Genomic DNA, 22741 nt, shown 5'->3' with positions numbered 1-22741 from the left:
GAAATGAAGAGCAAATTCATCGCGTCGCTGCTGCTGGGAACGGCACTCACTCTCGCCGCTGGCAGCGTCGCTTCGGCCGGCGACAAGACCGTCAAGATCGGCGCGCTGTCCGATCAGTCGGGTCTTTATGCCGATCTCGGCGGTCCCGGCTCGACGCTCGCAGCGCAGCTGGCGATCGAGGATTCCGGCCTCACCGCGAAGGGCTGGAAGATCGACGTCATCTCCGGCGATCACCAGAACAAGCCGGATATTGGCACCTCGATCGCGCGGCAGTGGTTCGACGTCGACAAGGTCGACGTCATCGTCGACGTGCCGAACTCGGGCGTGGCGCTGGCGGTGAACAACGTCGTCAAGGAAAAGAACGGCGTCTACATCAATTCGGGCGCTGCGACCTCGGATCTCACCAACGCGCAGTGCTCGCCCAACACGGTGCACTGGACCTACGACACCTACATGCTCGCGCACACCACTGGCCAGGCGCTGGTCAAGGCGGGCGGCTCGACCTGGTTCTTCCTGATGGCAGACTACGCCTTCGGCGCCGCGCTGGAGCGCGATACCACGGCGGTCGTGACCGCCAATGGCGGCAAGGTGATCGGCGGCGTCAAGCATCCGCTCAACACCTCCGACTTCTCGTCCTTCCTGCTGCAGGCGCAGTCGTCGAACGCCAAGGTCATCGGCCTCGCCAATGCCGGCGGCGATACCACCAATACGATCAAGCAGGCGGCCGAGTTCGGCATCAATAAGGGCGGCCAGAAGCTTGCCGCGCTGTTGCTGTTCCTGACCGACGTCAAGTCGATCGGGCTCGACATCGCGCAGGGCCTCAACTTCACCGAGACCTTCTACTGGGACATGAACGACCAGACCCGCGCCTTCTCCGAGCGCTTCGCCAAGCGCATGAAGAACGGCGCGCCGCCGACCATGGTGCAGGCGGGCGTCTATGCCGGCTTGATGCATTACTTCAAGGCGCTGGAGGCGCTCGGCGAGAACCCGCATGACGGCGTCAAGATCGTCGACAGGATGAAGTCGATCCCGACCGACGATGCGCTGTTCGGCAAGGGCGAGATCCAGCCGAACGGCCGCACCATCCACACCGCCTATCTGTTCGAGGTCAAGAAGCCCTCGGAGTCCAAGGGCCCGTGGGATCTCTACAAGCTGGTCGGCTCGGTACCGGGCGACCAGGCCTTCACGCCGCTCGACAAGAGCGCGTGCGCCTTGTTGAAGAAATGAACCGCTGTGGCTCCGGCGGCTGAACGTCGCCGGGGCCGCCATCTTCTGGGAAACGCCGAGAGAAAACAGAAACAAGACGATGCAGGCCCTCTACGCACAGCTCCTGGTCGGACTGATCAACGGCTCGTTCTACGCGCTGCTCAGTCTCGGGCTTGCCGTCATCTTCGGCATGCTCAACATCATCAATTTCGCCCATGGCGCGCTCTACATGATGGGCGCGTTCTGCGCCTATTTCCTGCTGAACCTCGGCGGCATCAATTATTGGTGGGCGCTGCTCCTGGCGCCGATCATCGTCGGCATCTTCGGCATGGTCCTCGAGCGCACCATGCTGCAATGGATTGCCGGGCTCGACCATCTCTACGGACTGCTTCTGACGTTCGGATTGGCGCTGATCATCCAGGGCGTGTTCCAGAACTTCTTCGGCTCGTCCGGCCTGCCTTATGCGATCCCGGATCAGCTCCGCGGCGGCATGAACCTCGGCTTCATGTATCTGCCGGTCTATCGCGGCTGGGTCGTCATATTCTCCCTGGTCGTCTGTCTGGCGACCTGGTTCCTGATCGAGCGGACCCGGCTCGGCGCCTACCTGCGCGCCGCCACCGAGAATCCGACATTGGTGCGGGCGTTCGGCATCAACGTGCCGCGCATGATCACGCTGACCTACGGCCTCGGCGTCGGGCTCGCGGCGCTGGCCGGCGTGTTGTCGGCGCCGATCAACCAGGTGCGGCCGCTGATGGGCGAGCACATCATCATCGTGGTGTTCGCGGTGGTCGTGATCGGCGGCATGGGCTCGATCATGGGCTCGATCATCACCGGCTTCCTGCTCGGCGTGATTGAGGGACTGACCAAATATTTCTATCCCGAGGCTTCCAACACCGTGGTCTTCGTTCTGATGGTCCTGGTGCTCCTGGTGAAGCCGACGGGTCTGACCGGACGGGCGGCCTGACATGACATCCATCACCGACGCAACCCTTCCGATCACCCCGCGCGCCATGCGCGACGAGATGATCGTGTTCGTCATCATGACAGCGCTGCTGGCGATCGTGCCGTGGACCGGGCTGTACCCGTTCTTCGTCATGCAGGCGCTGTGCTTCGCGCTGCTGGCCTGCGCCTTCAACCTCCTGATCGGCTATGGCGGCCTGCTGTCGTTCGGCCATGCGATGTTCCTGGGAACGGCCGGCTATTGCAGTGCCCACGCGCTGAAGGTGTGGGGGCTGCCGCCCGAACTCGGCATCCTGACGGGCGTCGCCGGATCGTTCGTCCTGTCGGTGATCACCGGCTACATCTCGATCCGACGCCAGGGCATCTATTTCGCGATGATCACCCTGGCGCTGTCGCAGCTCCTGTACTTCATCTATCTGCAGGCGCCGTTCACCCATGGCGAGGACGGCATCCAGGGCATTCCGCAGGGCCGGATGTTCGGCATCCTCGACCTGTCCAAGCCGACGGTGCTCTATTACGTCGTGCTGGTCGGCTTCCTCGCCGGCTTCCTGCTGATCTTCCGCACCATCAACTCGCCGTTCGGCGAGGTGCTGAAATCGATCCGTGAGAACGAGCAGCGCGCGATCTCGCTGGGCTACAAGACCGACCATTACAAGCTGCTCGCCTTCATCCTGTCGGGGACGCTGGCGGGCCTCGCCGGTGCGCTGAAGGTGTTCGTCGCCCAGAATGCCTCGCTGACCGACGTCGAGGTCGGGATGTCCGGCCAGATCGTGCTCATGACCCTGGTCGGTGGGCTCGGCACCGTGTTCGGCCCCGTCGTGGGCGCGTTCGTGATCGTCGGCATGCAGCAATATCTGTCCGGCTTCGGCCAGTGGGTGACGGTGATCCAGGGCGTGATCTTCGTCGCCTGCGTGCTCACCTTCCGCCGCGGCGTCGTCGGGGAAATCGCCCATCTGTTCAAGCGATCCCTCTAAGTCATTGATCTGAAAAGAGATCGTTGAAAGGGCAGAAAGCGGTGGATGATCCGGCCACCGCTTCTGCTGGTGCGCGATCCGGAGTATGACAGTTCTGTGACTGGCCGGCCCTGGCCCGTTTCGGAATGGATGGATCTCGTCCCATGCTGCACTGGTTTCGCGCCGTCCTCCCGCGGGAGGAGCGGTTTTTCGATTTGTTCGCCCGCCACAACAAGGTGGTGATTCAAGGCGCCCATGCGCTGCAGGACATGCTGCAGGGCGGCGACGACATCCTCAGGCATTGCCAGCGCGTCAGCCAGCTCGAGAACGAGGCCGACAACATCACCCGCGAAGTGCTGACCGCTGTCCGCCGCACTTTCATCACCCCATTCGACCGCGGCGACATCAAGAACCTGATCACCTCGATGGACGACGCCATCGACCAGATGCAGCAGACCGCCAAGGCCGTGGTGCTGTTCGAGGTCAAGGAGTTCGAGCCGACCATGCGCGAGATGGGCACCTTGCTGGTCGACTGCGCCAACCTGATCGGAAAGGCGTTGCCGCTGTTGCAGGCGATCGGTCAGAACGTGCCGATGATCACCGCGATCACCGAGGAGATGACCAAGCTCGAGGGACGGGTCGACGATCTCCACGACATCGGGCTGAAGGAGCTGTTCCTCAAGCACCGCAACGCCAACACGATGGATTTCATCGTCGGCGCCGAGATCTATGACCATCTGGAGAAGGTCGCCGACCGCTTCGACGACGTCGCCAACGAGATCAATTCGATCATGATCGAACAGGTCTAGGGTAGGGCCGCGCCGTGGACGCTCAACTCGGCCTTCCGATCCTGGTCGGCCTCATCGCCGTCGCACTCGCCTTCGATTTCCTCAACGGCCTGCACGACGCCGCCAACTCGATCGCGACCATCGTTTCGACCCGCGTGCTGCGGCCGCAATATGCGGTGTTCTGGGCCGCATTCTTCAATTTCGTGGCGTTTGGCGTGTTCGGCCTCCACGTCGCCCAGACCATCGGCACCGGCATCATCGATCCCGCCATCGTCGACGCGCAGGTGATCTTCGCTGCCCTGGTCGGCGCCATCGTCTGGAACCTGGTCACCTGGGCCGCCGGCATTCCGTCGTCGAGCTCGCATGCGCTGATCGGCGGGCTGGTCGGGGCAGGGGTCGCCAAGGCCGGCATCTCGGCCACCGTGTGGAGCGGCCTGTCCAAGACCGTGCTCGCGATCGTGCTGTCGCCGCTGGTCGGGCTGGTGCTGGCGATGATCCTGGTCGCGATCGTGTCCTGGGCCTCGGTACGCTCGACGCCGTTCGCGGTCGACCGCGCCTTCCGCATCCTGCAATTCGCCTCGGCCTCGCTCTATTCGCTCGGCCATGGCGGCAACGACGCGCAGAAGACGATGGGCATCATCGCCGTGCTGTTGTACTCGCAGGGCCGTCTCGGCGAGCAGTTCACGGTGCCGTTCTGGGTCGTGCTGTCGTGCCAGGCCGCGATGGCGCTTGGCACCCTGATGGGCGGCTGGCGCATCGTCCGCACCATGGGCCTGCGCATCACCAAGCTCAACCCGATGCAGGGCTTCTGCGCCGAGACCGGCGGCGCCATCACGCTGTTCCTGGCGACGTTCCTCGGCGTGCCGGTGTCGACCACCCACACCATCACCGGCGCGATCGTCGGCGTCGGCGCCGCCCGCCGCGCCTCGGCGGTGCGCTGGAACGTGGCCGGATCGATCGTCTACGCCTGGATCTTCACGATTCCGGCCTCTGCCATCGTCTCGGCGCTGACGTTCTGGCTGGTGTCGGTGCTCCGGCACTGATCCGGGGCGGGCGAGGGGGCAACTCGCCGGTTGGAGTTGCGGTGCAAAACGCCTATATGGAGGGCGCGCGGCGGCCGTGATCCCGCGCCTTTCCCATCAAATCGCCCGCTCTCTGGCCCCGAAACGACGTCCGCCGCCTCATGTCCGATACAAGTTTGACGACCGAACAGCCGTCCCGCTCCGCGCTCTCCGACGAGGTCGCGCGCCGGCGCACCTTCGCCATCATCTCGCACCCGGACGCCGGCAAGACGACGCTGACCGAGAAGCTGCTGCTGTTCGGCGGCGCCATCAACCTCGCCGGTCAGGTCAAGGCCAAGGGCGAGCGCCGCAACACCCGCTCGGACTGGATGAAGATCGAGCGCGAGCGCGGCATCTCGGTCGTCACCTCGGTGATGACCTTCGAGTTCGAAGGGCTGGTGTTCAACCTGCTGGACACGCCGGGCCACGAGGACTTTTCCGAAGACACCTATCGCACGCTGACCGCGGTCGACTCGGCCGTCATGGTGATCGACGCCGCCAAGGGCATTGAGGCGCGCACGCGCAAGCTGTTCGAGGTCTGCCGCCTCCGCGACATCCCGATCATCACCTTCATCAACAAGATGGACCGCGAGAGCCGCGACACCTTCGATCTCCTGGACGAGATCGAGAAGACGCTGGCGCTCGACACCACGCCGATGACCTGGCCCGTGGGGCGCGGCCGCGACTTCATCGGCACCTATGACATCCGCGACGGCGGCGTGCGCCTGCTCGAAGGCGGCGGCGCCAAGACCGGCGCGGCGCAGCAGATCGACATCGCCGAGCTCGGCAAGATCAACGCCAATCTCGACATGAGCCAGATCACCGACGAGCTGGAGCTGGTCAAGGAGGCCTGCAAGCCGTTCGACCTCGAGGCATTTCGCGAGGGCCACCTGACGCCGGTGTATTTCGGTAGCGCGCTGCGCAATTTCGGCGTCGGCGATCTGCTCGAAGGCCTCGGCCGCTACGCGCCGTCGCCGCGCGCGCAGGAGTCGAACCTGCGCAAGGTCGACGCCGCCGAGCCGCGCATGAGCGCCTTCGTGTTCAAGATCCAGGCGAATATGGACCCCAACCACCGCGACCGCATCGCGTTCGCGCGGCTGTGCTCGGGCAAGCTCAACCGCGGCATGAAGGCGAAGCTGGTACGCACCGGCAAGACCATGCCGCTGTCGAGCCCGCAATTCTTCTTCGCCCAGGACCGCTCGGTCGCGGACGAAGCCTTTGCGGGTGACGTCGTCGGCATTCCCAACCACGGCTCGCTTCGTATCGGCGACACCCTGACCGAGGGCGAGGATCTCACCTTCGTCGGCGTGCCGAGCTTTGCCCCGGAAATCGTCCGCCGCGTCCGCCTCACCGATGCGATGAAGGCCAAGAAGCTGAAGGAAGCCTTGCAGCAGATGTCGGAGGAGGGCGTCGTGCAGGTGTTCCGCCCGCGTGACGGTGCGCCGGCGCTGGTCGGCGTGGTGGGACCGCTGCAGCTCGACGTGCTCAAGGCGCGGCTCGATGCCGAGTACTCGCTGCCGGTCGAATTCGAGATCTCCGAGTTCTCGCTGGCGCGCTGGATCTCGTGCGACGACAAGAAGAAGCTCGAGGCGTTCATCGCCGCCAACAATTCCGGCGTCGCCGACGACGTCGACGGCGATCCGGTGTTCCTGGCCAAGAACGAGTTCTATCTCGGCTACACCAAGGAACGCGCGGAAGGCATCGTGTTCTCCAACGTCAAGGACGTGAAGAAGAAGGCGTAGCCGCCCGACAATCTCTCGTCATTCCGGGGCATCGCGAAGCGATGAGCCCGGAATCCATTTTGCCTCTTGTACTGTCGCTCAATGGATTCCGGGCTCGCCCTGCGGGCGCCCCGGAATGACGCGTAGAGAGAAACAGGACTCTTCCACAGTCGACTTGGCGCATGCTGCGTGATGAGACCCGTAGCGCCGCGCGCTTTTCACCAGACGACTGGTGAGCTACGCTTCCTCTCACACCAAGCGGGGGGAAAAGAAAATGCCAGCGGGATCTTTGGGCCGCCTTGTCCGGCGCCAGATGGTGGCACTGTTAGCTGTGGCTTGGCGTTAGCGGCGATCGGAGCGGCAGACGCCGCCGAGGTGGTCGCGCTGGGCGCCAGCAACACCTATGGCAAGGGCGTCAATCGCGGCGAGGATTTTCCGGCCCAGCTCGAGGCCATGCTCCACGGCAAGGGCGTTCGGGTCAGCGTCGCCAACGCCGGCATCAACGGTGATACCACCGCCGGGATGCTGTCCCGCTTCGACAGCGCGGTCGATGGATCAACCCGCGTGCTGGTGTTGCAGCCCGGCGGCAACGACGCCCGCAAAGGGGTCGGCGACCAGCGCGCCAGCAGCATCAGCGCCTTGTTGGCCAAGGCCGCGCAGCGCCGCATCAAGGTCGTGATGGTCGAGAACGGCATGTTCCGTGGCCTGCCGCATCAGGTCGACGGTGTGCATCTGACCCCGGAGGGCTATCGCATGCTGGCCGCATCGCTGCTGCCGCGCGTGATGAGCGGCTTGCGGAAGTAGCTCGCCGTGAGGTCGTGAAGCGCGCCGCGCCGGCCTGCGGTCTCACAGCTCGATGATTCCCCGTCGCGCCGCATGCGCTACCGCATCCGTCCGGCCCGTTGCATCGAGCTTGTCGAGCAGCGAGCCGACGTGGAACTTCGCCGTATGTACGGAGATGCCGAGGCTGCGCGCGATCTCCTTGTTGGAGCAGCCCTCGGCCATCAGCGCCAGGACGTCGCGCTCGCGCGCGGTGAGCTGAAAATCATCGATCGTCTGGCCGTCGATCCTGTCGTCGCCGCTGCGCGCCTCATCACTGCCATGCAACGGCGCGACGGCGACGTCGGCGCTCTCGCCGGGCGCGACCAGCGTCAGGCCCGTGACATCGCCGAGCAGCGCCGCCAGCCGGTCGGCCAGCTCGGCATCGTCGACCGCGATCGCGATCCTGATCGGCGCGCGCGCCTCCTCGCTCACGCCGGCCTCTCGCCGATGGTCAGGGCGAACTGCACCGGCTCGCCGGCACGCAGCGCTGCGACCTCGACGACGGCGCCGACGCTGTCCGAACCGAGTTCGCGCATCATCGCGCGCATGCCCCTGAACGGCTCCTTGTTAAGAGCGGTGATGACGTCACCCTGGCGCAGGCCGGCGGCCGCGGCCGGGCCGCTCTTGTCGAGGCTCATGATCATCGCACCGAGTCCATCGTCGAGCCGGACCGGCTGCAGGCCGGCGCCGAGATAGCCGCGAGCGATGCGACCATGCGTCTCGAGCTTGCTGGCGACCCGTTCGATCGTGGCCGCGGGTATCACGAGCGTCCGGCGCGGGCCGCGCACGGCCATTCCGATCGCGTGGCCCGCAGCGTCGAGCACGAGACCGCCTTCGGCGCTGTGCCGCAGCCTGGTGTCGAGCTCGATGCGCGCATCGATGTCGCCGCCGCGCAGGCTGCGCCAGGCGCCCGCCGATTGCGAGACCATCGCCAACGCCGCGGCCGGCTTGCCCTGATCGGCGGCGACGAGGATGGCCAGAGCACCGAGCGGCGGCACGCCGCCGGCAAGCGAGGCGGCCGCGACATCCTTGCCTTGGACGCGGAGCAAGGCGATGTCGGTGGTGTGATCACGCCCGGCGATCGTGACGGGGCGGGTCGTGCCGTCGGCGAAGGCGAGCACGATCTCGCCCTCCTCGGCAAGCGTCTCGTCCGCCGTGACGACGAGGCCCGGCTTCCAGACGAAGCCGGTGGCGCGCGAGCGGTGCGAATGGACCGAGACCAGTGATGGCGCTGCGGCGGCAACAGCGGCGGCCAGCGCGGAGGACAGTGAGGAGAGGGTGGACAGATCGGGCATCGACGGCTCCATGGGTTGATCCCAATGTGGCGCGTCGATGGTCGTTGCGGAACTCCCCAGGTGGGCAGGCTGCGCTCATCCGGGCTACAAGTTGAAGTCAGAGCGTCGTCCGCGCCTTCGGCAGCGGAAAGGCGAGATCGCCGTGCTTCGACGTCTTCAGCCCCAGTCCGATCAGCGCCTCGGCGAAGCGCACCGCTGCGGCGACGCCGTCGATCACGGGAATTCCGAGCTCGGTGGAGAGGTCGTGCGCGAGATCGGCCATGCCGGCGCAGCCGAGCACGATGGCGCCGATACCGTCCTCGCGCAGCGCCGCCCGGCATTCGCCGAGCAGCGTGCCGCGGACATTGGCTTCGGGCTTGTCGAGGTCGAGCACGGCAACGTCGACCGCGCGCACCCTGCGGCAATGCTGCTCCATGCCGTAATTGCGCACGAGGTGCTCGGCGATCACCTTGGTGCGCGACAGCGTGGTCACGATGCTGAAATGGGTGGCGACGAAGCTCGCCGCATGCATCGCAGCTTCCGCGATGCCGAGCACCGGCACAGCCGACAATTCGCGCGCGGCGAGCAGGCCGGGATCACCGAAGCAGGCGATCACATGGGCGTGGCAGCCTTCTGCGTCTCCGGCCTCGACCTCCTTGAGCATGCCGACCGTGGCAATCGCCTCGTCGTAATGGCCCTCGATCGAGGCGGCGCCGAACCGCGCGGTGCGGCCGACGATCCGCGTCGACGGGCTTGCGCTCGCCTGGGCCGCCTTGGCGATCAATTCGGTCATCGTCGCCGTCATGTTCGGGTTGATGACGTTGATCACGGTCTCGCTGTGGCGGCTCATTGTCGCGTCCGTCTGCTGTCGCATCCCGCCGTGTTCTAGCCGAGTTCCGCTGTTACGGTCGAGAGCCGTTCGCGGCGCGGAACGCGCAGACGTGAACGGGATTGAGCTTGCGAATTCCGCGATCGGATCCAGCTTGGAGTCCATCCCAGCCCGAGATTCCCATGCTCCGTGTCGTCGTGCTCCTCCTGCTGATGGTGGCCGCTCCGGCCGCCGCCGACGCGCGCCGCCAGCAGATCAATCCGGTGCCGTTCGCGCACACGCCGTGCAGCGTGCTCGACGAGCAGCCGTGCACGCCGTCGTTCTGCAGCGTCTTCGGGCCGTGGCCGTGTATTCCCGAGATGAACTATCCCTATGGCCAGAACCTGCAACTCACGATCGAGAGCCGGCCCGCCAGGGATCAGGAAGCCAAATATCAGAAGCCGGATCACGATCTCGACACGATCGGCGATCTGTTCTCAGCGCTGCGCGCGTGCTGGACGCCGCCGCCGGAGGACAGCGCCCGCGCCGGGATGCAGATGACGGTGCGCTTCAGCTTCAAGCGGACCGGCGAGATGATCGCGCCGCCACGCGTGACCTTCGCGACATCAGGCGCCCCGGCCGATACGCGCGCGACCTATCTGAAGACGATCAATGCCTCGCTCGACGGTTGCCTGCCGCTGAAGTTCACAAAGGGGCTCGGCGGTGCGCTCGCCGGCCGGCCGATCGCGATCCGCTATGTCGAGAATCGCGATCTGAAGAACACGTCGGAACGGTGATGGCGTCGTCCGCTGTGCTCCACCTCCCGACCGCATAGCCCGTCATGCCACTTCGGCTTTTCGAGCCGCCCCGGTACGACGGCGAGCGGGCGGGAGTGCCCGACGTTGAAATGCGCCACGTTGCGAGGCGGCCCCCGGAAATGATACCGATGCGCACGCACAGGTCGCGTGCAAGCGAAGGGGGACGCCGTGGGACTTCTGGTGATGGTGGTGGGGCTGGTGCTGTTTCTCGGCGCCCATGTGTTCACGACCCGGCGCGAGGCGCGCGCGAAGGTCATCGCGCGGCTGGGCGAGGGCACGTATAAGCTCGTCTATACTGTCGTGGCCCTTGCCGGCCTCGCCCTGATCGTCTGGGGTTTTGCCGCGTACCGCCACGACGGCGGCTGGATCCAGGTCTGGACGCCGCCGAAGGCGCTCAAGCACATCAATCTCGCCTTGATGCTGCCGGCGGTGATCATGATCGTCGCCGCCTACATCCGCGGCCGCATCTACACCGTGCTGAAGCATCCGATGCTGGCCGGCGTGAAGCTGTGGGCGTTCGGGCATCTGCTCGCCAATGGCGATCTCGGCGGCATCATCCTGTTCGGCTCGATCCTGGCATGGGCGGTGTTCGACCGCATCTCGCTGAAGCGCCGCGCCGACGCCGGCGGCCCGCCGATCCCCGTCGGCGGCGTTGGCAATGACGTGATCGCGGTGGTGGTCGGCATCGTCGTCTATCTCGCGCTGGCCTTCGCGTTCCATCCTGTCGTGCTCGGCATTCCCGTGATCGGGGGGTAGCGATGTCGGTGCAATCGACCGTCCGCCGCAAGACGGCTCCCGAGATCCGCGCCCGCAAGGGCGGCGAGCCGATCGTGATGCTGACGTCCTACCACGCCCATACCGCGGCGCTGGTGGATCGCCATTGCGATGTGATCCTGGTCGGCGATTCCCTCGGGAATGTGATGCACGGCTTCGAGACCACCGTGCCGGTGACCCTGGAGATGATGATCCTGCAGGGCTGCGCCGTGATGCGCGGCTCGCGCCAGGCGCTGGTGGTGGTCGACATGCCGTTCGGCTGCTACGAGGCCACGAAGGAGCAGGCGTTTCATGCGGCGGTGCGGATCCTCAAGGAGACGCAATGCGGAGCGGTCAAGCTCGAGGGCGGGGCGCGGATGGCCGAGACGGTCGCCTTCCTCAGCGAGCGCGGCATCCCGGTGATGGGCCATGTCGGCCTGACGCCGCAATCGATCAACACGCTCGGCTCGTTCCGGGCGCAGGGCCGCGACGAGGCGGATTGGGCCGCGATCGAGAACGACGCTGCGGCGATCGCACAGGCCGGTGCGTTCTCGGTGGTGATCGAGGCCGTGGCCGAGCCGCTGGCGCGCAAGATCACGCAGCAGATCGCGATCCCCACCATCGGCATCGGTGCCAGCGCCGCCTGCGACGGTCAGGTGCTGGTTTTGGAGGACATGCTCGGCCTGTCGCCGCGGGCGCCGAAATTCGTCCGCCGCTACGGCAATCTGGGTCCGGCGATCGACGAGGCGATCGAACGCTACGCGGCCGACGTGCGTACCCGTGCGTTTCCGGCGGCGGAACATGTCTACGGAATGAAGTCAAAGACCTGACGGGCGCCTCTCGCTTGATCGGCCCGTTGGCGTCGTGGTGCGCGCGGCGTCACGGGATGAATCTCCGGCGCTGGCGGAGATAGCCAAGCGCGTCATCCCTTGGTTATGTTTCAGGCTGGTCCGCGTCGCGGCGAACAACGACAAGAAGCCAAGCTCGGGGAAACTCCATGGACTGGTCGACCTATGTAACGCCGCCGATGCGGCGCGAAGCCCGTTTCGGCGATCGCGTGGTTCCGTTGTTCACGGAGCGGCCCGCGAACCTCTGGGCCATGGTCGAAGAAGCGGTGGAGCGCAACGGCGACGGCGAGGCGCTGGTCTGCGGGGCCGTGCGGCTGTCGTGGCGCGAGGTCGCCGCGACCGCCGCGCGGATCGCCGGCGGGCTGCAGGCGAGGGGCTTGCGCAAGGGCGACCGGCTGGCGCTGCTGCTCGGCAACCGCATCGAATTCGTGCTCACGTTGTTTGCCGCAGCCAAGCTCGGGCTGATCACGGTGCTCCTGTCGACGCGACAGCAGACGCCGGAAATCGCCTATGTGCTGAAGGATTGCGGCGCCCGGCTGCTGCTGCACGAGGCTGCGTTGGCGGACCGGTTGCCGGCCGCTGCGGAAACGCCGGAGCTGGCGGGGCGCATTGCCGTCGACGATCGTCCGGCGCGGTCGGATTTTGCAGCGCTGGCCGATCATGCCGCGCACGAAAATCACGTCGAGGTGGCCGAAGAGGACACCGCGATGATCCTCTACACCTCCGGAACCACCGGCCGGCCGAAAGGCGCGATGCTCGCCCATTGCAACATCATCCACTCCTCGATGGTCTACGAGACCTGCCTGGGGCTGACGCGGGCCGACCGCTCGATCGCCGCCGTGCCGCTCGGCCATGTCACCGGCGTCGTCGCCAACATCACCAGCATGGCGCGCTGCGCCGGCACCTTGATCATCATGCCGGAGTTCAAGGCCGGCGAATATCTGAAGCTCGCCGCGCGCGAGCGCGTGACCTACACGGTCATGGTCCCCGCGATGTACAATCTCTGCCTGTTGCAGCGCGACTTCGACAGTCATGATCTCTCGTGCTGGCGGATCGGCGGCTTCGGCGGCGCGCCGATGCCGGTCGCCACCATCGAGCGGCTGGCCGCCAAGATCCCGGGCCTCCGGCTGGTCAACGCCTATGGCTCGACTGAGACCACCTCGCCGGCGACGTTGATGCCCTCGGATCTGACCGCGCGCCATATCGACAGCGTCGGGCTGCCGTGTCCGGGCGCCAGCATCCTGGTGATGGACGGGCAGGGGCGGGAGCTGCCGCGCGGTGAGATCGGCGAGATCTGGATCGGCGGCGGCCAGGTCATCAAGGGCTACTGGAACAATCCCAAGGCCACCGGCGAGAGCTTCACCGCCGGCTATTGGCATTCCGGCGACCTCGGCTCCGTCGACGCCGACAATTTCGTCCGGGTGTTCGACCGGCAGAAGGACATGATCAACCGTGGCGGGCTGAAGATCTACTCGGCCGAGGTCGAATCGGTGCTGGCGAGCCACCCGGCGGTGGTCGAGAGCGCGATCATCGCCCGGCCATGTCCGGTGCTCGGCGAGCGCGTGCACGCGGTGGTCGTGACCCGCGAGCCGATGAGCGCCGAAGCGCTGCGCAGCTGGTGTGCCGAGCGGGTCTCGGATTACAAGGTTCCGGAAACCCTGACCGTGACCGCGGACCCCCTGCCGCGCAACGCCAACGGCAAGGTGATGAAACGGCAGTTGCGCGAAGCCTTGACGGCGTGATAGCCGCGTTCGGACGCTGTGGCAGAACCGGGGAGTAACGCCTTGATTCGGCTGGACTCGCCTTGCCACCGCCATGCCGATGCGGTATCGGCGCCGGCGCGCGGGCAACGGGCCGCTCGCGCGGCACTTCAAACGCATGCGCGCGCGCTCGCAGCGAACCTGACGGGATGTCCTTAGGTGTCTGAATTTATTGATGAAGTAGACGAGGAGGTCCGTCGGGAACAGCTCAAGAAGCTGTGGGACCGCTACTCGATCTTTATCATCGCCCTTGCCGTGCTGATCATCGCCGGCGTCGGCGGCTGGCGCGGCTACCAGTATCTCGAGGGCCAGAAGGCCGCCGAGGCGGGCTCAGCCTTCAACAAGGCCCTCGAACTCTCCGAGCAGAACAAGCATGCCGATGCGGAGAAGGCCTTTGCCGATGTCGCGGCCAGGGCCCCATCGGGATACCGCATGCTGGCCCGCTTCCACCAGGCTGCCGAGGCCGCCATGCGCGACAAGGCGGCTGCCGTGAAGATCTACGACGAGCTTGCTGCCGACCACAGCATCGGGGCCGAGCCGCAGTCGATGGCGCGGCTGCGCGCGGCAGGCCTGCTGGCCGATACGGCGCCTTACGCCGACCTCAAGCAGCGCCTCGAAGGCGAAACGGCGCCTGGCGCGCCGTTCCGCCACGCCGCCCGCGAATTGCTGGCGCTGTCGGCGTGGAAGGCCAATGATGCCGCGGCGGCCCGTCAATGGCTCGACATGATTGCGCTGGATGGTGAGACCCCGCCGGGCCTGCGCTCGCGCGCCGAAGCGCTGCAGGCGCTATTGCCTGCAGTCGCCAAGAGCTGATCGCGAACCTCGCGACGGCGAACCGAGTTGATTGGAACGACGATCATGCGCCGCCCCCAACGTGTCATTGCCCTCACGGTCCTCGTTGCGCTTTCCGGCGTGCTGGGCGGCTGCGCGAGCGGGGGAAGTTTCGACCCCTCGGACATGCTCGACTTCCTGGACACCAAGAAGAAGCTGCCGGGTGACCGCAAGCCGGTGTTCCCGGAGGGCGTGCCGGGTCTCGAGCAGGGCGTGCCGAAGGAACTCTACAAGGGTGCCCAGCAGCAGCCGGTGACCGACCCAGGCGCTCAGGCGGCTACGCCGCCGGCGCCTCCGGTGGAGGAGCCCAAGGGTAAAAAGGGCCGGCGGCAGGCGGCCGTGAACAACCCGACGACGGCCGATCCGCAGGATGGCGAGGCTGCCGCGGTCGAGGAGGGCGCTGCCGCCGTTCCGCCGGCACCGAAGCCCAAGAAGATCGTGCGCCGCCGCACCACGGCACCACCGCCGGATGATGCTGCCCCGGCGCAGCAGCCGGCGGCCCAGCGATCCGGCGGCGGCTTCCCGGCGCCGATGCCGAGCGGCTCCTTCAGCCGTTAATCTCACCTGCGAATCGGCGGATCGCCCGTTCGGTTTTGCGGCCGAATGCGCTAAAGCTGCGCGCTCACGCGCACGGATCATCATGCCCTTCACCATCGCCATCATCGGCCGGCCCAACGTCGGCAAGTCGACCCTGTTCAACCGTCTGGTCGGGCAGAAGCTGGCGCTCGTCGACGACGTGCCGGGCGTCACGCGCGACCGCCGCGAGGGCGAAGCGAAGCTGTTCGATCTCAACTTCACGATCATCGACACCGCCGGCCTCGACGAGGGCCCCAAGGGCTCGCTGACCGCGCGCATGCAGGAGCAGACGGAAACCGCGATCGCGCTCGCCGACGCGCTGTTCTTCGTGATCGATGCCCGCATCGGCCTGACGCCCGCCGACCGCGCCTTCGCCGATTTCGCCCGCCGCGCCGACAAGCCGGTGCTGTTGCTCGCCAACAAGAGCGAGGGCAAGCATGGCGAGCTCGGCGCCATGGAATCTTACGCGCTCGGCCTCGGTGATCCCATCCAGATCTCGGCCGAGCACGGCGAGGGCATGGGCGAGCTCTATGACGCCGTCAGCAAGCTCGTGCCGCCCACGGACGATGAGGAGGACGAGCACGAGGAGACCGACGAGGAGCGCGCCAACAGGCCGATCCGGGTTGCGATCGTCGGCCGTCCCAACGCCGGCAAGTCGACCCTGATCAACCATCTGCTCGGCGAGGAGCGGCTGCTCACGAGTCCCGAGGCCGGGACGACGCGCGATTCGATCGCGGTCGAAATCGAGTGGAAGGGCCGCGGCTTCCGCATCTTCGACACCGCAGGTCTGCGCCGGCGCTCGCGCATCGAGGAGAAGCTGGAGAAGCTGTCGGTGGCGGACGCGCTGCGCGCGGTGCGCTTCGCCGAGGTGGTCGTGCTGATGATGGATGCGCAGAACCGCTTCGAGGAGCAGGATCTGCGCATCGCCGACCTGATCGAGCGCGAGGGGCGTGCCCTGGTCATCGCCGTCAACAAATGGGACCTGATGGACGGCAACCCCGGCCAGATCTCGATGCTCCGCCGCGATGCCGACCACTGGCTGCCGCAGGTCGCGGGCGCGCCGATCGTGGCGGTGTCGGGCCTGATGGGCGAGGGCATCGACCGGCTGATGCAGGCGATCGTCGAAGCCTACGCGGTCTGGAACCGGCGCGTGCCGACGGCGGCGCTGAACCGCTGGTTCGAGGGGGCGATCGCCGACAATCCGCCGCCGGCGGTGTCGGGCCGCCGGCTCAAGCTGAACTACATCACCCAAACCAAGGCGCGGCCGCCGAGTTTCGTGCTGTTCTGCTCGCGTGCCGACGCGATCCCGCAATCCTACTTGCGCTATCTCACCAACTCGATGCGCGAGACCTTCGAGCTGCCCGGCACGCCGGTGCGCATCACTCTGCGCGAGAAGGCCAATCCGTTCGCGCACAAGCGCAAGCGGCCGAACTGATCAGTTGCGGTAGCGGAAGCGGTCCGGCCATGGAAGCAAGTCCGCCGAGCGTCGCGACCGAAAATGCGCCGGCCCCGCGCCGCGGCGCGGTCGCCTTCATCTTCGTCACCATCCTGCTCGACATGCTCGCGCTCGGGCTGATCATGCCGATCCTGCCGAAGCTGATCGAGAGCTTCGTCGGCAACGACACCGCGCAGGCGGCCCGCATCTTCGGCCTGTTCGGCACCGCCTGGGCGCTGATGCAGTTCGTGTTCTCGCCGGTGCTCGGCAGCCTGTCCGATCGCTTCGGCCGACGACCGGTGATCCTGCTGTCGAACTTCGGCCTCGCCGCCGACTACGTGCTGATGGCGCTGGCGCCGTCGCTCGCCTGGCTGTTCGTTGGGCGCCTGGTCTCCGGCGTCACCTCGGCCAGCATCTCCACCGCCTTTGCCTACATCGCCGATCTGACGCCGCCGGATCGGCGGGCCGCGATCTTCGGCCGCATCGGCGCAGCGTTCGGTGCGGGGTTCGTGCTCGGTCCCGCCACCGGCGGACTGTTGGGTGACATCGATCCGCGGCTGCCGTTCTGGGCGGCTGCGGGGCTCAGCTTCGCCAACGCGCTCTATGGCTTCCTGGTGCTGCCGGAGTCGCTGAAGCCGGAACGGCGCAGTCCATTCCGGTGGCGGACGGCGAACCCGCTCGGTGCGCTGCGGCTGCTGGCATCGGACCGCATCCTGGCGGGGCTGTCGACCGTGAACTTCATCACCCAGCTTGCCCATGTCGTGCTGCCGTCGACCTTCGTGCTGTATGCGACCTACCGCTACGGCTGGGACACCCGCACCGTCGGCCTCACATTGGCGATGGTCGGCGTCTGCGCGATGATCGTGCAGGGCGGCGCGGTCGGGCTGATCGTCCGCCTGTTCGGCGAGCGCGGCGCGTTGATGCTCGGCCTGTCGGCGGGCATGGTCGGCTTCTTCATTTTCGGTGTGGCGCCGACGGGACCGCTGAGCTGGCTCGGCATCCCCGTGATGGCGCTATGGGGCGTGTCGGGCGCGGCCATGCAGGCTTTGATGACCCGCCTCGTCCCACCGGACAAGCAGGGCCAGCTACAGGGCGCGACGTCGAGCGTGCAGAGCGTGGCCCAGCTCGCGGGTCCCTTCCTGTTCACGCTGACCTTTGCCTATTTCATCGGAACGGCCGCGCCGGCGCATCTACCCGGCGCGCCGTTCCTGCTGGCGTCGGCGTTGCTGATCGTCGCTCTCCTGATTGCGGTGCGGACGCTGTCCTCGGCAAAGAACAGCTAGACTAGCGCGCCGGCCTGAAGGTTCTCATCCGCTGACCCCACCGATGAAGCTCTCGCGCTCTCGCGCGGACGGGGATTGCACACGCTTCATAATAGGTCAATAATGCTGACATAAATATCCGGATCAGGGGAGGAATATTGGTGAGCTGGAAGCCCGTCTACGCGCGCCGCGCGGATCGCATGAAGGCATCGGAGATTCGCGAGCTGCTCAAGGTGCTGGAGCGGCCCGGCATGATTTCGTTCGCCGGCGGCATCCCCGATCCCGCGCTGTTTCCTGCAGCAGCGGCGGCGCAGGTCTATGCCGATGCGCTGGCATCGCCCAACGTGGCTTCCGCTGCTCTGCAATATGCCGTCAGCGAGGGCTACGGTCCGCTTCGCCAGTGGATCGCCGAGCACATGACCGCTCAGGGCATAGCGGCCTCGCCAGACAACATCCTCGTCACCGCGGGATCGCAACAGGCGCTCGATTTTCTCGGCAAGCTGCTGCTCACGCCCGCGGATACGGCGCTCGTCACCGTTCCCACCTATCTTGGCGCGCTGCAGGCCTTTTCGGCCTACGAGCCGCGTTACGATTCGATCGGTCCACGCGCTGCGAACCGCACCCCGGCCTCCTACGCGGACGAAGCCGCGAAAGAAGCTGCGGGGGCGCGCGTGAAGTTCGTCTATGTCGTGCCGGACTTTGCCAATCCGACCGGTGAGACGCTGTCGCGTTCGGCGCGCGCCGATGTCCTGGATCTCGCCGGCGAGCTGGACGTGCCGGTGTTGGAGGACAGCGCCTATTCTGCCTTGCGTTTCGACGGCGACGAGATGCCGTCGCTGCAGTCGTTGGACGTCCGTCGCCGCGGCTCGCTCGATGCTTCCCGCGTCATCCATCTCGGAACGTTCTCGAAGACGGTCGCGCCGGGCCTGCGCATCGGCTGGGTTTGTGCATCGCGCGCCATCATCAGCCGTCTCGTCCTCATCAAGCAGGCGAGCGACCTCAACGTGTCAGCGATCAATCAGATCGTGATGCACAGGCTCGTGACAGACGGAGGGCATGCCGGGCTGATTGCACGGGCGCGCGCGCATTATCGGCTCAAGCGCGATGCGATGCTGAGGGCACTCGAGGCACAGATGCCGTCAGAAGCGAGGTGGACGCGGCCCGACGGCGGGTTCTTCGTCTGGCTCACCTTGCCGGACGGCGTGTCCGGTGCCGCCTTGCTCGACCGGGCCATGAATCAGGCCCAGGTGGCGTTCGTTCCCGGGGCAGCTTTCTTCCACGACGGCAGCGGCACCAACACGATCCGCCTGTCTTATTCGCTGCCCGAGGAGGCCGTGATCGAGGAAGGCATCGGCCGCCTCGCGAGCCTGCTGCGCTGACGATGACGTGATTCGGCGCAGCGAATGTCGCATCGTCTGCGCAGCGGCACTGGCGGGACGCGATGCTAATCCACCGCATCCCGCATCGGGGCTATCGGCTTACTTCTTCACCAGCGGACAGTCGCTGGCCTCGAGCGGCTTGGCGGCATCCTCAGGCGCGATCTTGGCGATCAGCTTGTAGTAGTCCCACGGGTATTTGGACTCTTCGGGCTTCTTGACCTCGAACAGATAGGCCGGGATCAGGCGGCGTCCGTCGGCGCGCAGCGGGCCCTTGCCGAACAGCGGATCGTCGGTCGGGATCTCCTTCATCTTGGCCACGACCTTGGCGCCGTCATGCGGATTGCCGCCGAGCGCTTCCAGCGTCTTGAGGTAATGCAGCGTGCCGGCATAGTTGCCCGCCACCGTCATCGACGGCATCGTGCCCTTCGGCGACAGCTTCTGGAAACGCTTGGACCATTCGCGGGTCTGGTCGTTCAGATCCCAGTAGAACGACTCGGTGAAGGTCAGGCCCTGCGCCACCTTCAGCCCCAGCGCATGCACGTCGTTGACGAACAGCAGGAGTGCGGCGAGCTTCTGGCCGCCCTGGACGATGCCGAATTCCGAGGCCTGCTTGATCGAGTTGGTGGTGTCGCCGCCGGCATTGGCAAGCCCGATGACCTTCGCCTTCGACGACTGCGCCTGCAGCAGGAAGGACGAGAAGTCGGCGGTGTTGAGCGGGTGCTTCACCGAGCCCAGCACCTTGCCGCCGCTGCTGGTCACCACGGCCGAGGTGTCGCGCTCCAGCGCGTGACCGAAGGCATAGTCGGCGGTCAGGAAGAACCAGGTGTCGCCGCCGGCCTTGGTCAGCGCCTTGCCGGTGCCGTTCGCGAGCATATAGGTGTCGTAGGTGAAGGAGATGGTGTTTGCGTTGCACGCTTTGCCAGTCAGGTCCGCCGTGGCGGCACCGGAGTTCAACAGGATCGAGTTCTTTTCCTTGACCAGGTTGGAGACGGCCAGCGCCACGCCCGAGTTCGGCGTGTCCATGATCACGTCGACCTTCTGCGTGTCGATCCACTGCCGGCCGATATTGACCCCGACGTCGGGCTTGTTCTGGTGGTCGCCGCTGATGACCTCGATGGTCCAGCCCTTGGCCTTCAGGCCGGAATCCTCGACCGCCATGTTGACGGCTGCGACCGAGTTGGGACCGCCGATGTCGGCGTAGAGGCTGGACATGTCGTTGAGCACGCCGATCTTGACGACCTTGTCGTCGGCGAAGGCGGAGCCGGCAAAGCTGAGCGTGGTGGCGGCAAGCAGCGCAGCCATCCGCCGCGCATGAGACGTCGTCATCAAAGTCCTCCCTGGTGTCGTGTCACGGCGGGGCTTCTTGGGCGCCCTTTGCCGTCGGTCTCCCTGGATAGCCGGTCTTGTGAGTTGCGGCAATGCGCCAAAAGGCGCGAGACGCGCCCAAGGTTTGTGCGTTTCGCTTGAGCGTTAACGCAGGGCGTCCGAGGTCAGCCGGAATTTCTGGATGCGCTTACCGGTGTCGACCTCGGCGGTATAAACGTTGCCCTGCCGGTCGACAGCCATCGCGTGCACCCAATGGAATTGGCCGGCATTGCGGCCATTGTGGCCGAAGCTGCCGATCACGCTGCCGTCATCCCGCCTGATGATGCGGATCTCGTTGTTCTCGCCATCGGCAGACAGCAGGTAGGTCTGCTTCGGATCCGGCCAGATCGCGATGTCCCACACCGCGCCATTGCCGAGCGTGTTCTTTTCGAAGAACCATTCGGTCACGAATGTCCCGTCCTTCCTGAACACCTGGATGCGGTCGTTGATGCGGTCGCAGACATAGACGAGACCATCGTCGGCGATCTTCACGCAGTGCACGGGATTGCCGAACTGCTGGGCGACCGGTGCCTTGGGATCATACGGCGGCTGCTTGGCATCGTCAGGGAGATGGCCATAGGCGCCCCAATGCCGCTTGTAGGCGAGGGTGGTGGCATCGAACACGATGACGCGGCGGTTGCCGTAGCCGTCGGCGACGTAGATCTCGTTCGCCTCCTTGTCGATCGCTGTCTCCGCGGGCTTGCCGAGCTGGGTGGTGTCGTTGGAGCCCTTGCTCGGCGCCATCGTTCCGATCTGAGCGACGAACTTGCCATCGAGCGTGAACTTCAGGATGGCGTTGTCATTGTCGGCATTGCCGCCGATCCAGACGAAGCCGCGTTCGTCGACCTCGATGCCATGCTCGCGGCCGACCCATTCATAGCCCGGGCCCGGGCCGCCCCAGGCGCGCAAGAGATTGCCGTCGGTATCGAATTCGAGCACCGGGGGCGCCGGAATGCAGCATTTCGATCGCGGCGGATTGAGCGTAGCGCCTTTCTCGTCGTCGGTCAGCGAGCGCGGCCGGTGAATGACCCAGATGTGGCCCTGGTGATCAACCGTGATGCCGCCGACCTGGCCGAGGATCCAGTTGTTGGGGAGCTGCTTCGGCCAGGACGGCTCGACGGCGAACGCGGGCACCTCTGCTGCGGCGCTGGTGCTGCGAGAGAAGAGGACGTTGCCGGCCGCAACGGCGAACAGCAGAATGACTAGGGCAGGCCTTGTCGCGTGTCCGCGTCGTGCTCGCGTCATGCCGTCCTCCCCGATATGTGCTGCGGTCATCCGCTTATGAACGCAGTCAATCGCGGGCATGGCGGAGTGTCAATCGCGCGGGGGGACGCCGATCGGCAGGCTCAGACCGGCGCCTGCTCCACCGCTTCCTTTTTCGGCGGCGTCCGCAACGTGGGCGGCCGCAGAAAGCGCGTCAGCATGAGCCGCAGATGCTCACTGCTCTTCTTGATGTCGACGTTCGGATTGCGGATCGGCAGCGCGCGTGCGCCGTCGACGATCACGAACAGGATGTTCGCGGTCGCCTCCGGATCGAGGCCGGGATCGACCTCGCCGCGGTCCTGTGCCTTGGTGAGGAAGTCGACCAGCAGCGCCCGCATCGCGCGCGCATGGGCATGGACGATGGCTGCAAAGTCGGCATTGCGGCAGGCCTCAGCCAAAGCCTCGGCGCTGAGGACCTGGGCCTGCGGCTGGTGAATGCTGGTGCTCTCGAGCTCCTGCACCAGGGCGTCGATCACGTCGGGCGAGGCCAGGATTGCCTGGAGGCGCGATGCAGCGTGGCTCAGATTCTGCTCGACCAGCGCCTGGATCATCGCCTCCTTGCTGGGGAAGTAATGGTAGAGGTGGCCCGGGCTGATCTTGGCGGCGGCGCAGATGTCGGTGGTGCTGGCGCCGTGAAATCCGTTCCTGACGAAGCACGACAGGGCGGCCTGGAGAATCTCCCGGCGCTTCTGCTCGTGCTTGACCGGATCGACCTTTCTCATCGCGTGTCCTGCCGGGCCAACTCTCGCCACATTCGTCGTTTCCGCCAACTGCTTGTAATATAAAATAATATTTCTCGCCGCTCTAATCTAGAGAATTTGATCTAGTTTCGTTGGACAAGCGCTACGGCTTGTGAGA

General features: G+C 66.0%; 22 protein-coding genes. 16 read left to right on the top strand and 6 right to left on the bottom strand.

Features of this window, described 5'->3' with window-relative positions:
* Positions 1-3 precede the first annotated feature (3 nt).
* From QW861_RS02445 to QW861_RS02415, 7 genes are all read left to right on the top strand, one after another.
* Positions 4-1227, top strand: a complete 1224-nt coding sequence (locus tag QW861_RS02445; protein WP_315749897.1) for an ABC transporter substrate-binding protein — start codon at positions 4-6, stop codon at positions 1225-1227.
* 79 nt (positions 1228-1306) lie between these two features.
* A complete protein-coding gene (locus QW861_RS02440; RefSeq protein ID WP_315712496.1) occupies positions 1307-2170 on the top strand; it encodes a branched-chain amino acid ABC transporter permease in 864 nt (287 codons plus the stop codon).
* 1 nt (position 2171) lies between these two features.
* The gene (locus QW861_RS02435) at positions 2172-3140 is read left to right on the top strand and encodes a branched-chain amino acid ABC transporter permease (protein WP_315712495.1); all 969 of its coding nucleotides are present in this window, start codon (positions 2172-2174) and stop codon (positions 3138-3140) included.
* 143 nt (positions 3141-3283) lie between these two features.
* On the top strand, positions 3284-3928 hold the full coding sequence (locus QW861_RS02430; protein ID WP_315712494.1) for a DUF47 domain-containing protein: 645 nt from the start codon (positions 3284-3286) through the stop codon (positions 3926-3928).
* Positions 3929-3942: 14 nt separating this feature from the next.
* Positions 3943-4950: an anion permease gene (locus QW861_RS02425; RefSeq protein WP_315749899.1), complete on the top strand. Its 1008-nt coding sequence runs from the start codon at positions 3943-3945 to the stop codon at positions 4948-4950.
* 140 nt (positions 4951-5090) lie between these two features.
* Positions 5091-6710 carry a peptide chain release factor 3 gene (locus tag QW861_RS02420; protein ID WP_315749901.1) on the top strand — a complete coding sequence of 540 codons (1620 nt, stop codon included), beginning with the start codon at positions 5091-5093 and terminating at the stop codon, positions 6708-6710.
* 315 nt (positions 6711-7025) lie between these two features.
* Positions 7026-7493, top strand: a complete 468-nt coding sequence (locus QW861_RS02415) for a GDSL-type esterase/lipase family protein (RefSeq protein WP_316192663.1) — start codon at positions 7026-7028, stop codon at positions 7491-7493.
* Between the two features lie 42 nt (positions 7494-7535).
* Here QW861_RS02415 and QW861_RS02410 read toward each other — a convergent pair whose 3' ends face one another.
* The 3 genes from QW861_RS02410 to QW861_RS02400 form a co-directional block, all read right to left on the bottom strand.
* Positions 7536-7943, bottom strand: a complete 408-nt coding sequence (locus tag QW861_RS02410; protein WP_316173852.1) for a helix-turn-helix transcriptional regulator — start codon at positions 7941-7943, stop codon at positions 7536-7538.
* Positions 7940-8806, bottom strand: a complete 867-nt coding sequence (locus tag QW861_RS02405; protein WP_315712488.1) for a S1C family serine protease — start codon at positions 8804-8806, stop codon at positions 7940-7942. The genes QW861_RS02410 and QW861_RS02405 overlap by 4 nt, the downstream gene beginning before the upstream one ends.
* Before the next feature lie 97 nt (positions 8807-8903).
* Complete coding sequence (locus QW861_RS02400) at positions 8904-9635, bottom strand: aspartate/glutamate racemase family protein (protein ID WP_316173850.1); 732 nt, start codon at positions 9633-9635, stop codon at positions 8904-8906.
* A 161-nt stretch (positions 9636-9796) separates the two neighbouring features.
* Here QW861_RS02400 and QW861_RS02395 point away from each other — a divergent pair, with 161 nt between their 5' ends.
* From QW861_RS02395 to QW861_RS02355, 9 genes are all read left to right on the top strand, one after another.
* Positions 9797-10390 carry a hypothetical protein gene (locus QW861_RS02395; protein WP_316192662.1) on the top strand — a complete coding sequence of 198 codons (594 nt, stop codon included), beginning with the start codon at positions 9797-9799 and terminating at the stop codon, positions 10388-10390.
* A 189-nt stretch (positions 10391-10579) separates the two neighbouring features.
* Positions 10580-11167: an NnrU family protein gene (locus tag QW861_RS02390; RefSeq protein ID WP_315712484.1), complete on the top strand. Its 588-nt coding sequence runs from the start codon at positions 10580-10582 to the stop codon at positions 11165-11167.
* Positions 11168-11169: 2 nt separating this feature from the next.
* Entirely contained in the window at positions 11170-11994 is an 825-nt protein-coding gene (gene panB / locus QW861_RS02385) for a 3-methyl-2-oxobutanoate hydroxymethyltransferase (protein ID WP_315749907.1), read from the top strand.
* 167 nt (positions 11995-12161) lie between these two features.
* Positions 12162-13754 carry a class I adenylate-forming enzyme family protein gene (locus tag QW861_RS02380; RefSeq protein WP_315749909.1) on the top strand — a complete coding sequence of 531 codons (1593 nt, stop codon included), beginning with the start codon at positions 12162-12164 and terminating at the stop codon, positions 13752-13754.
* A gap of 177 nt (positions 13755-13931) precedes the next feature.
* Complete coding sequence (locus QW861_RS02375; RefSeq protein ID WP_316192661.1) at positions 13932-14585, top strand: tetratricopeptide repeat protein; 654 nt, start codon at positions 13932-13934, stop codon at positions 14583-14585.
* 45 nt (positions 14586-14630) lie between these two features.
* On the top strand, positions 14631-15161 hold the full coding sequence (locus tag QW861_RS02370; protein WP_316173844.1) for a hypothetical protein: 531 nt from the start codon (positions 14631-14633) through the stop codon (positions 15159-15161).
* 82 nt (positions 15162-15243) lie between these two features.
* The gene (gene der / locus QW861_RS02365) at positions 15244-16614 is read left to right on the top strand and encodes a ribosome biogenesis GTPase Der (protein WP_316192660.1); all 1371 of its coding nucleotides are present in this window, start codon (positions 15244-15246) and stop codon (positions 16612-16614) included.
* A gap of 29 nt (positions 16615-16643) precedes the next feature.
* Entirely contained in the window at positions 16644-17897 is a 1254-nt protein-coding gene (locus tag QW861_RS02360; protein ID WP_316192659.1) for a TCR/Tet family MFS transporter, read from the top strand.
* Between the two features lie 137 nt (positions 17898-18034).
* Entirely contained in the window at positions 18035-19255 is a 1221-nt protein-coding gene (locus QW861_RS02355; RefSeq protein ID WP_316192658.1) for a PLP-dependent aminotransferase family protein, read from the top strand.
* 99 nt (positions 19256-19354) lie between these two features.
* Here the strand turns inward: QW861_RS02355 and QW861_RS02350 are convergent, their stop codons facing one another.
* The 3 genes from QW861_RS02350 to QW861_RS02340 form a co-directional block, all read right to left on the bottom strand.
* Positions 19355-20581, bottom strand: a complete 1227-nt coding sequence (locus tag QW861_RS02350) for an ABC transporter substrate-binding protein (RefSeq protein ID WP_315712474.1) — start codon at positions 20579-20581, stop codon at positions 19355-19357.
* A gap of 144 nt (positions 20582-20725) precedes the next feature.
* Positions 20726-21865: a hypothetical protein gene (locus tag QW861_RS02345; protein ID WP_316192657.1), complete on the bottom strand. Its 1140-nt coding sequence runs from the start codon at positions 21863-21865 to the stop codon at positions 20726-20728.
* A 101-nt stretch (positions 21866-21966) separates the two neighbouring features.
* Positions 21967-22605 carry a TetR/AcrR family transcriptional regulator gene (locus tag QW861_RS02340; protein ID WP_316192656.1) on the bottom strand — a complete coding sequence of 213 codons (639 nt, stop codon included), beginning with the start codon at positions 22603-22605 and terminating at the stop codon, positions 21967-21969.
* Between the last annotated feature and the right edge of the window lie 136 nt (positions 22606-22741).

The sequence above is a fragment of the Bradyrhizobium sp. SZCCHNRI1029 genome (genome assembly GCF_032487555.1).
GTDB lineage: Bacteria > Pseudomonadota > Alphaproteobacteria > Rhizobiales > Xanthobacteraceae > Bradyrhizobium.
The sequence above is the reverse complement of the archived record's forward strand: the minus strand, read 5'-3'. Positions and strand labels throughout refer to the sequence as shown.

Excerpts from the sequence above, each read along its gene's own strand:
- QW861_RS02350 (WP_315712474.1), bottom strand. The coding sequence starts at position 20,581 with ATGACGACGTCTCATGCGCGGCGGATGGCTGCGCTGCTTGCCGCCACC.
- QW861_RS02380 (WP_315749909.1), top strand. The coding sequence starts at position 12,162 with ATGGACTGGTCGACCTATGTAACGCCGCCGATGCGGCGCGAAGCCCGT.
- QW861_RS02430 (WP_315712494.1), top strand. The coding sequence starts at position 3,284 with ATGCTGCACTGGTTTCGCGCCGTCCTCCCGCGGGAGGAGCGGTTTTTC.
- QW861_RS02400 (WP_316173850.1), bottom strand. The coding sequence starts at position 9,635 with ATGAGCCGCCACAGCGAGACCGTGATCAACGTCATCAACCCGAACATG.
- QW861_RS02435 (WP_315712495.1), top strand. The coding sequence starts at position 2,172 with ATGACATCCATCACCGACGCAACCCTTCCGATCACCCCGCGCGCCATG.
- QW861_RS02360 (WP_316192659.1), top strand. The coding sequence starts at position 16,644 with ATGGAAGCAAGTCCGCCGAGCGTCGCGACCGAAAATGCGCCGGCCCCG.
- QW861_RS02395 (WP_316192662.1), top strand. The coding sequence starts at position 9,797 with ATGCTCCGTGTCGTCGTGCTCCTCCTGCTGATGGTGGCCGCTCCGGCC.
- QW861_RS02405 (WP_315712488.1), bottom strand. The coding sequence starts at position 8,806 with ATGCCCGATCTGTCCACCCTCTCCTCACTGTCCTCCGCGCTGGCCGCC.
- QW861_RS02340 (WP_316192656.1), bottom strand. The coding sequence starts at position 22,605 with ATGAGAAAGGTCGATCCGGTCAAGCACGAGCAGAAGCGCCGGGAGATT.
- QW861_RS02445 (WP_315749897.1), top strand. The coding sequence starts at position 4 with ATGAAGAGCAAATTCATCGCGTCGCTGCTGCTGGGAACGGCACTCACT.
- panB (WP_315749907.1), top strand. The coding sequence starts at position 11,170 with ATGTCGGTGCAATCGACCGTCCGCCGCAAGACGGCTCCCGAGATCCGC.
- QW861_RS02440 (WP_315712496.1), top strand. The coding sequence starts at position 1,307 with ATGCAGGCCCTCTACGCACAGCTCCTGGTCGGACTGATCAACGGCTCG.
- der (WP_316192660.1), top strand. The coding sequence starts at position 15,244 with ATGCCCTTCACCATCGCCATCATCGGCCGGCCCAACGTCGGCAAGTCG.
- QW861_RS02420 (WP_315749901.1), top strand. The coding sequence starts at position 5,091 with ATGTCCGATACAAGTTTGACGACCGAACAGCCGTCCCGCTCCGCGCTC.
- QW861_RS02370 (WP_316173844.1), top strand. The coding sequence starts at position 14,631 with ATGCGCCGCCCCCAACGTGTCATTGCCCTCACGGTCCTCGTTGCGCTT.
- QW861_RS02345 (WP_316192657.1), bottom strand. The coding sequence starts at position 21,865 with ATGACGCGAGCACGACGCGGACACGCGACAAGGCCTGCCCTAGTCATT.